This is a genomic window from Halochromatium sp. NSM3 (assembly GCF_059621085.1).
Genome location: NZ_JCAQIA010000006.1, coordinates 25,887 through 41,607, shown reverse-complemented (window position 1 = coordinate 41,607; position 15,721 = coordinate 25,887). Strand labels below are relative to the sequence as shown.

14 protein-coding genes, 1 tRNA gene and 1 pseudogene are annotated in these 15,721 nt (G+C 65.6%); 9 read left to right on the top strand and 7 right to left on the bottom strand.

The genetic code is table 11. The features are described from left to right. Positions 1–96: 96 nt before the first annotated feature. Both AC54T3_RS04140 and AC54T3_RS04135 read left to right on the top strand, forming a co-directional pair. On the top strand, positions 97–1,386 hold the full coding sequence (locus AC54T3_RS04140; protein ID WP_496622585.1) for a glycosyltransferase: 1,290 nt from the start codon (positions 97–99) through the stop codon (positions 1,384–1,386). Continuing rightward, a complete protein-coding gene (locus AC54T3_RS04135; protein ID WP_496622584.1) occupies positions 1,383–1,802 on the top strand; it encodes a SufE family protein in 420 nt (139 codons plus the stop codon). Before AC54T3_RS04140 ends, AC54T3_RS04135 begins: the two co-directional genes overlap by 4 nt. Before the next feature lie 115 nt (positions 1,803–1,917). On the opposite strand, the gene AC54T3_RS04130 is transcribed toward AC54T3_RS04135, so the two are convergent. Further along, a complete protein-coding gene (locus AC54T3_RS04130) occupies positions 1,918–2,304 on the bottom strand; it encodes a DUF302 domain-containing protein (RefSeq protein WP_496622582.1) in 387 nt (128 codons plus the stop codon). Between the two features lie 277 nt (positions 2,305–2,581). On the opposite strand from AC54T3_RS04130, the gene AC54T3_RS04125 reads away from it, so the two are divergent. Both AC54T3_RS04125 and AC54T3_RS04120 read left to right on the top strand, forming a co-directional pair. Beyond that, the gene (locus AC54T3_RS04125; RefSeq protein ID WP_496622580.1) at positions 2,582–3,598 is read left to right on the top strand and encodes a quinone-dependent dihydroorotate dehydrogenase; all 1,017 of its coding nucleotides are present in this window, start codon (positions 2,582–2,584) and stop codon (positions 3,596–3,598) included. Between the two features lie 63 nt (positions 3,599–3,661). After that, positions 3,662–4,018 carry a hypothetical protein gene (locus tag AC54T3_RS04120; protein ID WP_496622578.1) on the top strand — a complete coding sequence of 119 codons (357 nt, stop codon included), beginning with the start codon at positions 3,662–3,664 and terminating at the stop codon, positions 4,016–4,018. Here the strand turns inward: AC54T3_RS04120 and AC54T3_RS04115 are convergent. Continuing rightward, entirely contained in the window at positions 4,005–6,182 is a 2,178-nt protein-coding gene (locus AC54T3_RS04115) for a coiled-coil domain-containing protein (protein ID WP_496622576.1), read from the bottom strand. The genes AC54T3_RS04120 and AC54T3_RS04115 overlap by 14 nt on opposite strands. 314 nt (positions 6,183–6,496) lie before the next feature. On the opposite strand from AC54T3_RS04115, the gene AC54T3_RS04110 reads away from it, so the two are divergent. The 5 genes from AC54T3_RS04110 to AC54T3_RS04090 are packed head-to-tail and all read left to right on the top strand — an operon-like array spanning position 6,497 to position 12,371. Beyond that, entirely contained in the window at positions 6,497–7,564 is a 1,068-nt protein-coding gene (locus AC54T3_RS04110) for an FAD:protein FMN transferase (RefSeq protein ID WP_496622574.1), read from the top strand. Positions 7,565–7,616: 52 nt separating this feature from the next. Then, entirely contained in the window at positions 7,617–8,714 is a 1,098-nt protein-coding gene (gene lptF / locus AC54T3_RS04105; RefSeq protein ID WP_496622573.1) for an LPS export ABC transporter permease LptF, read from the top strand. A 37-nt stretch (positions 8,715–8,751) separates the two neighbouring features. Continuing rightward, positions 8,752–9,741, top strand: coding sequence for a MerR family transcriptional regulator (locus tag AC54T3_RS04100; protein ID WP_496622571.1), 990 nt, complete (start codon positions 8,752–8,754; stop codon positions 9,739–9,741). A 58-nt stretch (positions 9,742–9,799) separates the two neighbouring features. Further along, on the top strand, positions 9,800–11,458 hold the full coding sequence (hisF, locus tag AC54T3_RS04095; protein ID WP_496622569.1) for an imidazole glycerol phosphate synthase subunit HisF: 1,659 nt from the start codon (positions 9,800–9,802) through the stop codon (positions 11,456–11,458). Positions 11,459–11,462: 4 nt separating this feature from the next. After that, positions 11,463–12,371 carry a COG3904 family protein gene (locus AC54T3_RS04090; RefSeq protein ID WP_496622567.1) on the top strand — a complete coding sequence of 303 codons (909 nt, stop codon included), beginning with the start codon at positions 11,463–11,465 and terminating at the stop codon, positions 12,369–12,371. Positions 12,372–12,905: 534 nt separating this feature from the next. Here AC54T3_RS04090 and AC54T3_RS04085 read toward each other — a convergent pair. The 5 genes and pseudogenes from AC54T3_RS04085 to AC54T3_RS04065 form a co-directional block, all read right to left on the bottom strand. Then, positions 12,906–13,139: a hypothetical protein gene (locus AC54T3_RS04085; protein ID WP_496622565.1), complete on the bottom strand. Its 234-nt coding sequence runs from the start codon at positions 13,137–13,139 to the stop codon at positions 12,906–12,908. Positions 13,140–13,152: 13 nt separating this feature from the next. After that, positions 13,153–13,335, bottom strand: coding sequence for a hypothetical protein (locus AC54T3_RS04080; protein WP_496622564.1), 183 nt, complete (start codon positions 13,333–13,335; stop codon positions 13,153–13,155). A 23-nt stretch (positions 13,336–13,358) separates the two neighbouring features. Beyond that, a pseudogene (locus AC54T3_RS04075) lies at positions 13,359–13,436 on the bottom strand (IS200/IS605 family transposase); the annotation flags it as partial. Positions 13,437–13,558: 122 nt separating this feature from the next. Further along, positions 13,559–13,635 (bottom strand) — tRNA-Arg (locus AC54T3_RS04070). A gap of 76 nt (positions 13,636–13,711) precedes the next feature. Beyond that, positions 13,712–15,721, bottom strand: coding sequence for a UvrD-helicase domain-containing protein (locus AC54T3_RS04065; RefSeq protein ID WP_496622563.1), 2,010 nt, complete (start codon positions 15,719–15,721; stop codon positions 13,712–13,714).

Here is a 15,721-nt window from a genome sequence, read left to right as displayed (position 1 = left end):
CCTGGAAATCGAAAGCCGCCCTGCCCAACGTCGAGCTGGTACCATCTGTAACTTTGCGCCCGCGCGCCACGGGTCTTTGCGAGGTCTGGTCTGCCGATGCGTGTCTTGATGATTTCGGACGTCTACTTCCCCCGCGTCAATGGGGTGTCGACGTCTATTCAGACCTTTGGTCGCGAACTCGTCGCCAAGGGGCATCAGGTGACGCTGATCACGCCCAGCTATGGCGTCGAGATCCCGGACCCGTTGGACCCGTTGGACCCGTTCGAGATCATCCGCGTTCCATCGCGTTACCTCCCGTTCGACCCCGAGGATCGCATCATGCGTTGGGGGTTGTTGCGCGGCTATCGCCAGCGCTTGCGCGCGCAACGCTTTGATCTGGTTCACATTCACACCCCCTTCGTTGCCCACTACGCCGGGTTGGCGCTGGCGCGTTGGCTCTCGATACCGGTGGTGGAAAGCTATCACACCTTCTTCGAGCAGTACCTGGATAAGTACATCCCCTTGATCCCCGGGGCCTGGCTGCGCTTCGCGGCGCGGCGTTTCTCCGCCGAGCAGTGCAATGATGTCGATGCCCTCGCGGTGCCCTCGCAGGTGATGCTCGATGTGCTCACCCGCTATGGCATCCAGCGTCCGGCCGATGTGGTGCCGACCGGGATCGATCTGGAAAAGTTCAGCCGGGGCGACGGTGAGCGCTTCCGCCAGCGCTGGGGGATCGCCGCCGAGCGCCCGCTGCTGGTCCATGTCGGACGGCTGGCGTTCGAGAAGAACTGCGACTTTTTGCTGCGCATGCTGGTGCGGGTCAAGGCCGAGATGCCGGACGTGCTGTTGGTGATCGCCGGCGATGGCCCCGCCCTGAAGCGCTTGCAACGGCTCACCCATCGGCTCGGGCTGCGGGAGCAAGTGTTGTTCACCGGCTATCTGGCGCGCGACGGCTCGCTCGAAGACTGTTACAGCGCGGGTAAGGCCTTCGTCTTCTCCTCGCTGACCGAGACCCAGGGCCTGGTGCTGCTGGAGTCCATGGCGCTGGGCACGCCGGTGGTTGCGATCGCCGAGATGGGCACGCGCGAGGTGCTGCGCGACAGCGAGGGCTGCCTGATCGCCCAGCATGACGAGGGCCATTTTGCCCAGCAATGCCTGCGACTGCTGCATGAGCCCGAGTTGCGGGCCCAGCTCGCCGTGCGTGCCCGCGCCTATGCGCGTCGTTGGTCCGCACCGGTGCTCGCCGAGCGCATGCTCGCGTTCTACGCCGGCACCCTGCTGCGTGCCGAGGCCAAGAAGGAGCGTTCGGCGCAGGAGGGGATCGGCATTGCTGATGTCGCTGCGGGGCTGCCGCCGAGCATCGATGCATTGGATCTAGAGAGTGAACCTAATCGGAGCACATCATGACGACCCAGGACATCCTCGACGCCTTCGAGCTGCTTGATGAGTGGGACGCGCGTTACGAGTTCATCGGCGAACTCGCGCGCGAGCTGGTCCCGGTCAGCGATGAGGAGCACCAAGAGGCCAATCTGGTACCCGGTTGCAACACCCGCACCTGGCTCACCGCCGGCCCTCGGCCCGGCGACCCGGCGCGTCTCGAATATCGCGCCGATGCGGAGACCCCGCTGGTGCGGGGCTTGGTGGCGCTGCTGCTGGTGCCCTTCCAGCATCGAACGCCGCAACAGGTGCTCGCGACCGATCCGGGCGACTACATCGCTCGCCTCGGGCTAACCGAGCATCTGAGCGCCAACCGTCAAGCCGGTATGGAACACTTCATCGAGCGCGTCTATCGGCTCGCGCGCGAGGTACAGGCGAGCGCGTAAAACGTGCTCGGACTCCAGCGCGAGCCGGCGCTCTCGCGGCGAATAGGTTGGATGATCCGCTCAGCACGGGATGGATTCGCCCAGCATCTGCCCGGCGCCGGCGCATCTAGGGTGACTACTTGATCGCTTCCATCGTACGGTCAAGGCGTTCGCGGACCTTCGCGGCGAGTTCGGGAATCTGGGGATTGTCGACCAATCCGAGGACGGTCAACGGGTCCATGAACAGCACGCGCACGTCGCCCTCATCGTCCACGCGCACGACGACATTGCAGGGCAGCAGCGCGCCGATATCGGGCTCGGCGGTGATTGCCTGGTGCGCCAGCTTCGGGTTGCAGGCACCGAGGATGCGATAGGGGGCTTGATCCACACCGAGCTTGCTGTTCAGGGTCTTGGCCACATCGATGTCGCTGAGCACACCGAAGCCTTCGTCTTTTAGCGCCTGGGTGACGCGCTCGATGGTCTCATCGAAGCCGGTGCTGACCTTGGTTGATACGCTGTACATCGTTTGGGTTCTCCTGCTGGTTAGGGGGTCACCCTAGACGTGGGGCTGATGCGCTCGATTTGCGAAACCGATGCACATTCGGATTGCGTTTGGCGGTCCGGTATAGTGCTGAAGGATTGGCGCCGACGCTTGTAGGGCGGTCGGCGCTTTAGGTCGCTTCACATCAAGGGCCGAGCATCAACAGGCTGAATCGAGACGAACCATGTCGACAAAAAGGGCACACTCGGTGTCTGCGGGGCCAGGCCCTGGAGCCGAATCTGGACTGCTATGGGGGCTGTTGCGTCCACTCTTGTTTCGGCTCGATGCGGAGCGGGCGCATGGCCTTGCCCTCACATTGGCCGCGCGTTGGTCAAAGCATTTCAGCGGCCGGCTTGGCGCCTCGGATGTGGCACGGGCTCCAGCGCTAGGGGTCGAGAAGATGGGACTGCGCTTCGCGAATCCGATCGGGCTGGCGGCCGGGCTCGATAAGGATGCGGAGGCGGTGCCGCTGTGGCAGCGCTTGGGGTTCGGCTTTGTCGAGGTCGGTACGGTCACGGCCCTGGCCCAGCCTGGCAATCCGCGCCCGCGTCTGTTTCGACTGCCGGCCGATGCGGCGTTGATCAACCGCATGGGCTTTAATAACGCCGGTGCCGAAGCGATGGCGGTGCGCTTGGCGCGTCTGCGTGAGCGAGAAATCCTGCAAGTGCCGCTCGGGGTCAATCTGGGCAAGTCCAAGGTGACGCCGCCCGAGCAGGCGGCGACGGATTACCAGCGCAGCTGCGCCTTGCTCGCCGAGTTGGCCGATTATCTCGTAGTGAACATCTCAAGCCCGAATACGCCCGGGCTGCGGGATCTGCAAACCACGGAGCAGGTCCGCGTGCTGGTGGATGCGGTGCAGGGGCCAAACCAGCGTCTGCGCAAACCACGGCCGGTGTTGTTGAAGCTGGCGCCGGATCTGGCCGACGAGGACGCCATCGCCTGTGCCGAGACGGCGCTCGATGCCGGTTGCGCCGGTCTGATCCTCACCAATACGACGATCCGCTTCGATGGGCTCAACACCTCGACCGAGGGCCTGAGCGGTGGCCTGTCGGGACGGCCCTTGTTCGTGCGCAGTACCGAGCTGCTGGGGCAAGTGCGCAAGGCATTGGGGACGGGGCCGGTGCTGATCGGAACTGGAGGCATCTTCGCGCCAGAAGACGCGGCCGCGAAGCTTGCGGCGGGCGCCGATCTGGTCCAGCTCTATACCGGACTCATCTATCGCGGCCCGGGGATCGTGCGCCGGCTGTTAGCCGAGCTGAGGGCCCGGCAGCCATGAGCACTGGAGGCGGTCGCCCTTGGTCCCCACACTGTGACCTTCTATGATCAACGGAGCAAGACCATGCAGGATCGACCCCAAATCAAGACCGCCCTGCCGAAACAGCGCTATCAGATCGGCGACCATACCGCAACGCTCCTGGGCGAGATCGAGACCGATGACGAGCGCCGCTATCACTTCATCCTGGCGCTGGTGCCCATGGGCGAACAAGAGCCCGTGCTCTACGTGACCAGCGAGCAGGCGTCGGCGGAGCGGCGTGCCCAGGGCGCCTATGATCTGCGGGTGATCAGCGCCAGCCTGACCGATGTGCTCGACACCGCCGACCGTTGGCAGCGCCTGGATCAGTTCGCCGAGCAGGCGATCGATCTCGCGCAACAGGTACTGGGGCTGCGCAACCAGCAGGTGGTCAAACTGATGTGATCGCGGTCGCCGGCGGGCTCGGATCGCGCCGCGACGCCGGTATGAGCAGGAGAGCATCGAGCGCGGCGCGCTCGTCATCGCAGCAGCGGCGAAGCTCCAGCGCGTTGGCGCGGCTGTCCTCAATGGCCTGTTGCAGTTGTTCGGCCTCGGCCTCAAGCACGATGAGGCGGCCATGCTGCTCGTCGAGCGCCTTCTGATCCGGCCCCAAGGCGCGCTCAAGGCGCTTGATGGTGCGCCGCAGGGTCCGCGCACGAGCCGCCAAGGGCCCGAAGTAGCCCTGTGAACCCGTCGCCGCGCGCTGCTGTGCGACGGCGGCGAGTTCAACGCGCGAGGCCTCCAGCCCGGGCTGCTTGGCCGTGATCTTGGCCTCGATGGAGGCCGCCGCCTTGCGCGCCGCGCTGATGGCTTGCTGATTGTCGGCGAGGGTTCGCGCAAGGCGCAGTTGCTGCTCGCGCGCTTGGGTGAGCTGGGCGCGATGGCGCTCGAGGCGCTGGCGCAGGTCGTCTCGCTGCTGATCGTGATGCTTGCGTTCGGTCTCGGTCTGGGCCAGGGCCTGATCCTGGCGTTCGCGCTCCAACTGCAGACGATCGCGCTCGCGCTGCAGGTCGGTTTCGTCGCCGAGACGGGCTTTCATCTGCTGGAGCCGCAGCGCAAGCTCGTGCTCGCGGGCCTTGAGTTCGGCCTCGCGCTGCCGATGCTCGAGCGCGAGCTGATGATCGATGCCCTCGCGGCGGCGGCTGAGCAACTCGCGCTCGTGCGTGTGGTCGGCGCTGAGCCGTGCAAGATGCGCCTGCGCCTCGAGTTCAGAGCGGTGGTCGGCAACAAACGCGGCGGGGTCGCGCTCCCACTGCTCCCAGCGGCGCGCGAACTCGGCCGGCGAGAGCCGACGCTTCGCGTCTTGAGGATGCCAGAAACCCGGGATATCGGCCAAGTCGCCGTTGAGATAATGGCGGTATTGGACCTGAACGGTCTCGCTGTAGTAAGCCTGCACGGCGGCCGGCTCGAATAGCTTGAGCGCGATCAACGCGAAGAACAGGATGCCAAGCGCGGCCTGAGCGAAGCCTTCGACGGTCTCGAAATGGGGCACGCCTTGCTCGGCGGGGCTTTCGCGCAGCGCATTCAGGGCCTTGGATTGCGCGGCAAAGGTGAGTTTGGGCGGCGAGGCTGGGGGTTGCTCGGCCTCGACCTCGTCGGCGATGCGCTCGAGCAGGGCGCGTTCCTGGTCGCGCACCGCTAAGCTGTCGGCATTGAGGGCATCGAGGCGCTGGCGCAGCTCTTGGATGCGTGCCTCGATCGGTGCCAGGCGCTCGGCGAGTTCGCGGCGTTTAGCAGCCAGGGTGTCTTCCAGCGCCTGTGCCTGCACCTCCCAGCGGCGCGCCTCGGGGCCATAGCCTTGGGGCCGGCCTTCGCGCCCGAGCAGCTCATCGCCGACCCGCTTGCGGGCCTCGGCGAGGTCCTGGGTGAGCACCTCGATCTCGGGGCGCTCATCGGCGCTGAGTTGATCGCGACGCTCGCGTTCTGCGGCCAGCTCTTCCTGGAGATCGCGCATCTGCTGCTCGATGCCCTGGATGCGGGCGCGATAGCCCGCCTCATGTTGCGCGACGCGCTCCTCAATCTGCGCGCGCAGCACGCGTTCTCGCTCGTCGAAGTAGCGCTCGACTTGGGCCTGGTGCCAGGCGGTGATGTCATCGGCACGAATCAGTTTCTCGATGAAAGGTGCGGTGACATAGAGCGAGATAGCAACGATCGCGATCCGCACCAGCAGCCCGACGAGCCAGCGCAGCCGTGGGCCGGCATTGCCCAGCGTGATGCCGACGCGCTCCGCGCCTGGCCGCGCTTGGCCGCGCAAGCGGGGCTTCTCGGACATGATCAGCGAGACGTCGAGGATCCAGATGACCGAGAACATCAACGCGAACAGGAACAGCCCGATCAACGGCGCGAGCCAGGCTGTAGCCTCGGGCACCAACGAGAAGCCGACGGCGCCCCAGACGAAGCCTTCGAGGCTGGCCATCAGCAGGATCACCATCCGCGCGGAGCCGATCCAGGCCGCTGCGGCAGGTGTTAGCAGTGTCCGTCCATAGGGCTGCAATCGCAGATAGTCGATGAGGCGCAGTGCCGGGCTGCTCGTGCCGGTACGTTCACTTGACCCGCTGAACGCACTCACTCGCTGTTGCAGTGCGTTGCGCGGCCGAGCGAATCGGCGCGATAGCGGTGATGGGCCAGAAGCATGCATCGTGGCGGACGGCTCGGTATGCCGCGCTGGGTTGCTGGGGCGGCCTTCGCAGCGGAGTGGTTTATCATAAAGCATCTATGGCTCTAGGTTGGCCGCTCTCTTTGCTGAGCCCCGCGCTCGGGCTTGTGTGTTCAACAACTTCCGGTGTTATCCGCATGATCGTCACGTCTCCTGATGAATCCGTCGCACCTCGGCACGACTGTCCTTCGTCGCTCGTCCGCATATGGCAGGGGGCATGGCAGGGAATGCGCAGGTCGGTGGCGCGCGGGTGCCGCGTGCTGGGCGTGCTCTGTGGGGCGCTGTTACTTGCGGGATTACTCGCTGGCTGCGAGCGGGCCGAGGACCCGCGCGTTCTGGTGCTGCGCGGCTCGACCATGGGCACGAGCTACAGCGTGCAGATCGTCGAGCCACCCGCCGCCGTGGACCGCGACGCGCTGGCCGAGCAGATCACCGTGCGGTTGGCGGACATCAACAAGCTGATGTCGACCTACCAGCCCGGCTCGGAACTCTCGCGCTTCAATCACGCGGACGTCACCGAGTGGTTCCTAGTCTCGCCGGAGCTGGTGGCGGTGATCGAGGCGGCGCGGACGGTGAGCGAGGCGAGCGCCGGGGCCTTCGATGTCACCGTCGGGCCGTTGGTGAACCTCTGGGGATTCGGGCCGGCGCCACGCACCGAGGATCTCCCAACAGCGGGCGATATCCAAGCCGCGCGCGCGCGGGTCGGCTGGCGTCAGCTCGAGATGCAGGCGCGGCCGCCGGCGTTGCGCAAGTCGCGACCCGATCTCTATGTCGACCTCTCGGCCATCGCCAAGGGCTACGCGGTCGATCAGCTTGCGGCGCTGGTCGAGTCACAGGGCGTTGACGATTACCTGGTCGAGATCGGCGGCGAGCTGCGCGGACGTGGAGTCAACGGTCGCGGCGAGCCCTGGCGGATCGCGATCGAGCGTCCCGAGGCGAGCCAGCGCGCGGTGTTCCAGGTCGTCGCCTTGCGCGACCTCGGCATGGCGACTTCGGGCGATTATCGGAATTTCGTCGAGATCGATGGCCAGCGCTATGCACATACCATCGATCCCGCCACCGGCCGGCCGGTCGGTCATCGGCTGGCCTCGGTGACGGTCTTAGCGGACGACTGCATGCAGGCCGACGCCTGGGCCACCGCGCTGCTGGTGCTCGGACCCGAGCGCGGCCTAGAGTTGGCCGAGCAACGGGGGTTGGCCGCGCTCTTCATCGAGCACGCGCGGGAGGCGTCCGATGGGGAGGCGTTCGTCGCTCAGGCCACCGCTGCCTTTGGTGCCCTGAGCGTCTCGCGCTGATGGCTTGGTACGCAAACCGGACAGCGATGCTCGTCGTCGATGAGAGCCCACAGTGCTAAGCGTCGCCGACCGTTATCTGTTCGTCGAGATCACCAAGGTCTTCTCGGCCATCATCCTGACCCTGCTCATGATCATGGTCAGCATGCTCCTGCTGCGCACCCTTGAGGACGTCAACCTGGGTGCCCTCGGCAGCGACGCCGTGCTGCGCTACCTCGGCCTGCAGGTGCTGCGCGACACCGCGAGCCTGCTGCCGCCGGCGTTCTTCATCGCCGCCCTCGTCACGCTCGGCCGCCTCGCTCGCGATAGCGAGTTGATCGCCTTCGGCGCCTGTGGCTTCGGGCCGGTGCGGCTGTACCGCGCCTTCCTGCTGTTCGCGGTGCCACTGTCCCTCATCACTGGCTGGTTTGCCTTGGTTGGCCAACCCTACGCCTCGCTGCACATCCAGATCATCGAAGACACCAAGGGTGAGCGATCAACCCAAATTGCCGGCCTGCGCGCTGGACGCTTTTACCAGCAGGATGATGGCAACATCACCTTCTACGCCGCTGGCATCGACAACAGCAATCGCTTCGAGGGGATCTTTATCCAGGATCGCCGCGCCGACCCACCGCGCCTCATCATCAGCAGCCGAGGCGTCTATCAGCGCGATCTCAACACCGGCGAACAGCGCGTCATCCTTGAGGATGGGCGCCGCTATGACGGTGATCCCGGAACGGCCAACTACAGCCTGGGCGAGTTCGATCGCTACACCTACTTTCTCGCGCCCGAGAGTCAGACTGAGGTCGAGCGTCGACGCCGCGCCGCGCTACCAACGCGTGAACTCATCGGCTCGGAGTCGCTGCTCGACCGCGCCGAGCTTGGACATCGCCTCGCGGCCCCGGTCGCGATCTACGCCCTCGCGCTGCTCGCGATTCCGCTCACCACGCTTTCGCCGCGACAACGCGGTACCGGCCGACTGATGCTCGCGTTCTTAACCTATTTCGCGTTCTTCAATCTGCAACATCTCGCCGAGAACTGGCTCGAGACGGGGGTGACCCCAATCTGGATGGGGATGCTGTGGTATCAGGTTGCGATTCTGCTGTTGGTCTATCTCAGTCTGGCGCCCAGTTCCTTCTGGGTCCGCCAGTTATTCGACCGCTTACGGCGATAACGCTTCAACATAGAGACAACATAGCTCCAAAGAGGATATGGCCTTGACAGATGCCGAACAGCCGCTCAACGGCCAGACCTATCGGATCGGCGCGGTGGCCCGTCTCACCGGGATTCCGCCCGATACCTTGCGCGTCTGGGAGCGGCGCTACGCGGTGGTGGAGCCGATCCGCTCGGAGGCTGGCACGCGGCTTTACTCGGCGGAAGATGTTGGTCGCCTGACGCTGATCAAGCGATTGGTGGATAACGGCGACGCCATCAGCCATGTCGCCGCCCTGAATCTGGCGCAGTTGCAGGAGCGCTCGCGCGGCCTCCACCTCATTCCAGCCGCTGATGCCGATCGGCCCCCCTGCCGTGTCGCCGTGCTCGGATCGACGCTGCCCACCCTGTTGACGCGCGACGATGCGCGCGTCGCGACCCTGGGCAAGGGCGTCGAACTAGTCGGGGCCTTTGAGGACGAGCATCATTTCCATGCCGCGATCGCCGACCTCAGGGTGGATCTGCTGGTGCTCGAGCGGCCAACGCTGCAGCTCGATCGGGTCGCGCAGATGATCGATCTCATCACCGCCTCCGGCGCCGCGCGGGGATTGGTGATCTATGGCTTCGCGGCGCGCGCTGCGGTCGAGCGACTCGAGTCACAACGCATTGTCACCAAGCGCGCGCCGGTGGATGTGACCGAACTCGCGCGCTGGTGCGCGGCCCTGCACGGCAGCGAGAAGGCGCCGACGCCGGAGGCGATCCTCGACGGCGTGGACCTGGCCTCGCCGATCCCCCCGCGCTTGTACGACAGCGCCACTCTCGCGCGGATCGCGATCGCTTCGCCGACGATACGCTGCGAGTGCCCACACCATTTGGTGCATCTGGTCGCGAGCCTAGTCGCGTTCGAGCAGTACAGCCGCGAGTGCGAAAACCGCAACGCCGACGACGCCGCCTTGCATGCCTTCTTGCACGCGGCCACCGCCCGCGCCCGCGCGACCATGGAAGCGGCGCTGGCCCGGGTGGTCGAGGCCGAGGGCATCGATATCTGATGCGGCCGTCGACTGCTAAACTTCGGCTTCGAACGATTGCCCTGGCTGTCTCATCCTCATGATCTCGCTTCTCGACTACGGCGCTGGTAACGTGCGCAGCGTCCGCAACGCCATCGCCAAGCTCGGCTTCGAGCTGACCGATATTCGCCGCCCGGCCGATATCCTCGACGCCGACTATCTGATTTTCCCTGGCGTCGGCGCGTTCGGCGCGGCGATGCAGCGCCTTGAGGCGCTGGGCTACACCGAACCGCTGAAGGCCTATCTGGCGGCGGATCGACCCTTCCTCGGTATCTGCATCGGATTGCAAAGTCTCTTCGAGGGCAGCGAGGAGTCGCCCGGCGTGCCGGGGCTTGGACTGATTCCAGGTCAGGTGCGCCGCTTCACCGACTCGCGGCTCGCGGTCCCGCACATGGGCTGGAACGGCCTGCGGCTGCAGCGCAAAGGGGCCCTGCTCGCGGGACTGGAGCAGCAACGCTTCTACTTCGTGCATTCCTATCATGCCGAGGCCACAGCCGAGAATGCGGCCTGGACGCTGGCCGAGACCGACTACGGCGGCACCTTCATCAGCGCGGTCCAGCGCGGACGCGTCGCCGCAGTCCAATTCCATCCGGAAAAGAGCGGCGCGGCTGGGCTCGAGGTGCTGCGCCGCTTCCTCAGCGGCGAGGCCGTGCGGCCGCCGGCAGCGGCTAGTTCCGCCGTCGCGAATGAGGCGTCCCTTCGCCACACGTCCGCAAGTGCCGAACCGGGCCATGCTGGGCCGAGTCATGTGGAGCCGACGCAACTCGCCAAGCGCGTGATCGCCTGCCTGGATGTGCGCAGCAACGATGCCGGCGATCTGGTCGTCACCAAAGGCGATCAGTACGACGTGCGCGAGTCCGGCGGCGAGGTGCGCAACCTCGGCAAGCCGGTCGAACTCGCGCGTCGCTACTACGAGGAGGGCGCCGATGAGATCACCTTCCTCAATATCACCGCGTTCCGTGATTTTCCGCTCTCGGATCAACCGATGCTCGAGGTCTTGCGGCGCACCTCGGAGAACGTCTTCGTGCCGCTGACCATTGGCGGTGGCATCCGCGCCTTCACCGATGCCGAGGGACATGCTTACAGCGCGCTCGATGTGGCCGGCGAGTATTTCCGCTCCGGCGCCGACAAGATCTCGATCGGTTCGGATGCGGTCGGCACGGTCGAAGAGGTCCGCGCGCGCGGCGGCGGCGACGAGCGCAGCGCCATCGAGCAGATCGCCCGGGTGTACGGGAATCAAGCCGTGGTGATCTCGGTCGATCCGCGCCGGGTCTATGTCCGCTCGCCGGAGGCGACCGAGCGACCAGTGATCGAGACCGCGATCCCGGGACCGAACGGTGAGCGCTTCTGCTGGTTCCAGTGCACGGTCAAGGGCGGGCGCGAAGGGCGCGATGTCGATGCAGTCGAACTGGCGCGCGTCTGCGAGCAGCTTGGCGCCGGCGAGATTCTGCTCAACTCGATCGACCGCGATGGCACCGGCAGCGGCTTTGACCTGGAACTGATCAGCGCGGTGCGCGCGGCCGTCGGCATTCCGGTCATCGCCTCGAGCGGTGCCGGCGAGCCCGCGCATTTCTCCGAGGTCTTCGCGCGCACGGGGGCCGAGGCGGCGCTCGCGGCCGGCATCTTCCATCGCCGCGAAGTACCGATCGCCGCAGTCAAGGCGCAGATGCGCGCGGATCGGATTGCGGTCCGAGACTGAACGGGTGAGCAGCGGACTAGGCAAGGGCGCGCGGGCGCGACTGAGCGGGTATGTCCGGATGCGAATGCTGCTCGCGGCGTTGATCCTGATCCTCGCGAGTTCGCTGCTCAGCGGTTGTGCCGGGTTGCTTGCAGGCAGTCCACCCCTGCCAGAGGGGGTTGATGTTGATGAATTGCTCAGCGAGATTGCCGCCTGCCACCTGCTGCGCGTAGTGCAGAACGGGGATCGGACGGTGACCGATGCGGTGGTGATCGCGGCGCTGGATCAGTATGGATTCGAGGTCGAGCAGATGATCGAGCGCGCCAATGCGCTGGCGCGGATCGCTGCGAGCCGGCCTGCTCAGCATGAGCAGATGTATGACATGGCGCGCAGTGCCTGCGCCCGTCTGGCGGCCTGGACCGGCGCGGCCTCCGGGCTGGTGCGCTTTGCCGAGGACGGGGGCGTCGATAAGACTTGGCTATTGGTCGACGGCGAGATCAACCCGGGCTTCGCCGATAAGGTGATTACCCGCCTGCGCGGGGAAAAAGCGGTGGGCTTGGTGATCAACAGCCCCGGTGGCTCACTTTACGAGGCGCGGCGCCTTGGCCGCTGGCTGCGCGAGAACGGGCTGCCGGTTGGCGTCAATGAACTCTGCACCTCGGCCTGTGTCGACGTGCTGGCTGGAGGCATCGAGCGCTATGTGACCGCCAACGCGCGCCTGGGCATCCACCAGAGTCGGGTGCCCGCGCACCTGAGCAGTCATGAGGGTGGACAATTCTCGGTGGTCAGCGCGGCACTCTATCTGCGCGAGATGGGCATCGACTCCAGTATTGCGTTAGCGGCCGCTGCGGTGCCCAATAATGCGATGTACTGGATCTCGCACGGCGAGGCTTTGGAGACTGGTCTTGTGACGAAGGTCGTTTCCAGCTTTTAGACGCTGTCTAAACAGGCTGCATTGGGCGCTCCAGAAGCCTTCAACCTAAATAGAGCAGTTGCCCCCCTCGGCGGTCGCCGGAGCGACCGCGATCAGGTGCGGGAGAGAAGGCTGAGCGGCGCCTGAGGACCTAGGCGGCTGCAAGTCACGCCCCTGGAGGTACTTTCGCAGCGTCCGCGAGAGGATGCGGTACCAGCGTTGCATCGGGGTCAACTGCTCCGCAGTTAAGCGCAGGCCTCTGAGGAAGGCGGCGAGATTGCGACAGGCGCGCTCGACCCAATCGGCTTCAGCGTGCTGATGGCTGATGACCAGGCGGCGCTGGCGCCCATGGATGATCTGCCGCGCCGGGGCATTGAGCAGCAGCGGACGACTGGTGATGGCCTCCAGATAAAAGTGTTCTCACAATCGGCGTGGTCGCGGTACAGCCCGGCAACGGTGAGGATCTCGGACTCCAGCGAGGTGACCAGCCCCCCATACTCATAGAGCCGCACGTTCTCCTCGACCTCGGTGACGCTCAGGCGCAGCTGCCCGGACTCATCGGGCGCTTCGAGAGCGATGTCGTTGTAGATACTCGGCGAAGAACGGCAGCTGCCCGAGTGGGGTGAGCGCCGCATCGGCGTTCCACTCCACATGCACGCGCCCGCCGAAGGTGTCGACGACCACCGGGCCTTCAGCTGGAACGAGGGCTCGGCAGTCGGATTCGGGGGCCTTTTGCGGTGCACCCGCAGGGTGAAGAGAAAGATCGTTCTTAAGCACTTCCTTGTGCATGGATTTCAGCAGCTTAGGCTGGATTGGGCAAGCTCCAACTGCTCTTTATAGGTTCAATCGTCCAGCGCTCGGCAGACTCCTGCAGTGCCTGGGCGGCATAGGCGTCACTGGCGATGAGCAGCCATTCGCCGTCTTCCAGGCGCTTGGCGCTCAGGTAGAGGGGCTGCCCCCAGAGCCAACGCGGCTTGCGCAGCACACGCTGCTCATGGACCTGAAGGGACGGCGGTATTTTGGAATGAAAACAACGTGATATTTGCACTCCCACTTGGAGTGACTTAGGCTCTCAATCTTGTCCATCGGGACTCTCCAACATCGTGTGCTTGGCGGCTCACGATCGGAGTGTCCCTGATGGACTTCCGTAAATGTCAAACTGGTACTGTCACCCCGGCAGAGCCGGGGGATTACCTGGTTTATTTAAATGGCGCGCCTGACAGGATTCGAACCTGTGACCCCTGCCTTCGGAGGGCAGTACTCTATCCAGCTGAGCTACAGGCGCGTGGTCAGGAAGCATAACGCGATTGCTGGTGGTCGTCCATGGCTGCCGCGCTCCCGGTGTCCGCCGACCCCATGACTCAGCTCGGTCGCGCCAGCAGTTCCTTGAGTGCCGCGAGATGCGCCTTGGTGCGCTCGCGCCGCTCGGCTTCGCTCACGGGCTCCTGGTCGACGTGATGCAGCTCGGCGCTCGGTAGCTCGTCGAGGAAGCGGCTCGGCTCGCACAGCACCCGCTCGCCATAGCGTCGTCGGTGGCGCGCGAGGCTGAAGTTGAGCCGATGGCGCGCGCGGGTGATGCCGACATAGGCCAGGCGCCGCTCCTCCTCGATGGTGTCGTCCTCGATGCTGCTGCGATGGGGCAAGAGTTCCTCCTCCATGCCGACTAGGAAGACCTCCGGGAATTCGAGCCCCTTGGCCGCGTGCAGGGTCATCAGCGAGACCCGGTCGCCGCCGTCTTCTTCGTCCTGGCGCTCGAGCACGTCCATCAGCGTCAGGTGGGCGACCATCTCCGGCAGGCCGCCGTCTTGCACGGCGCCCTTGCGCAGCGCCTCGAGCCAGCCGATCAGCTCGGCGACGTTTTCGATACGCCGCTCGGCCGCCTTCAGGCTCGAACTCGTGTCCTTGAGCCAGCCGTGATAGTCGCTCTGATCGACCAGGGCGCGCACGGCGCCGAGCGGGTCGGTGCGCGCGCGTTGCTGGTAGTGTTCTATCCAGGTCTTGAATTCAGCCAGACGTCGGCGTTGTCGCTCGGTCAGATGCTCGGCCAGGGCGAGATCAGTGCAGGCGCTGAACAGGCTGGTCTGGCGCTGTCCTGCCACTCCGGCTAGCTTTTCCAGCGTGCCGGGGCCGATCTCGCGGCGGGGCACGTTGATGATGCGCAGGAAGGCGGCGTCGTCATCCGGATTCGCGATCAAGCGCAGATAGGCCATCACATCCTTGACCTCGGTACGGGCGAAGAAGGCGTTGCCGCCAGAGAGGAAGTAGGGGATGTTCAGCGTTCGCAGCGCCTTCTCGAACGGGCGCGCCTGATGGTTGCCGCGGTAGAGGATGGCGTAGTCGCCATAGGCGCGGCCCTTGGTCTGATGCCCGTGCAGGATCTCGCTGGCGACGCGTTCGGCCTCGTGGGTCTCGTCGCGGCAGCTGAGCACGCGCGCGCGCTCGCCGGGTCCGAGCGCGCTCCAGAGCTGTTTCTCGAACAGGTGCGGGTTGTTGGCGATCAGACCATTGGCGAGATTCAGGATGCGTCCGGACGAGCGGTAGTTCTGCTCGAGCATGATCACCTTGAGCAGCGGGAAGTCGTCCTTCAAGCGCGCGAGGTTTTCTGGCTTTGCGCCACGCCAGGCATAGATGGATTGATCGTCGTCACCGACCACGGTGAAGGCACCATCGGGGCCGACCAGGAGCTTGACCAACTCATACTGGGCGTTGTTGGTGTCCTGGTATTCGTCGACCAGCAGATGCCGGATGCGACCTTGCCAATACTCGCGCACCGCTGGGGCCTCGCGCAGCAGCCGCACCGGGCGCAGGATCAGGTCGTCGAAGTCGACCGCGTTGTAGGCGGCCAGGCTGCGCTCGTAACGGGCATAGAGCCGCGCCAGGCCGGCCTCGAACGCGTCCTCGGCCAGGCTCTCGGCGCGCGCGGGGTCGATCATGGCGTTCTTCCAGTGCGAGATGCGCGTCAGCGCCGCCGCCGGGCTGGTGGCCTCGTTCAGGTCCGCCTCGCGCAGATGCTCTTTCAGGATCTGTTCGCCGTCCTGCGGGTCGACCAGCGAAAAGCCCGGGCGCAGCGCGCCGTGGGCGATCTCGCGCCGCAGCAGCTCGAGGCCGAAGGTGTGGAAGGTCGAGACCCGCAGTCCATGTCCGGCGCGGCCCTTGACCAGGTGGCCGACGCGCGTCTTCATCTCGCGCGCGGCCTTGTTGGTGAAGGTCAGCGCGACGATGGCGCGCGCCGCGACCCCGCGCTCGCCGATCAGGTGGGCGATCTTGTGCGTGATCACACGGGTTTTGCCCGAGCCGGCGCAGGCGATGACCAGCAGCGGGCCTTGGCAGTCGCGCACGGCCTCGATCTGCCGTGGGTTGAGGCCTTTCAT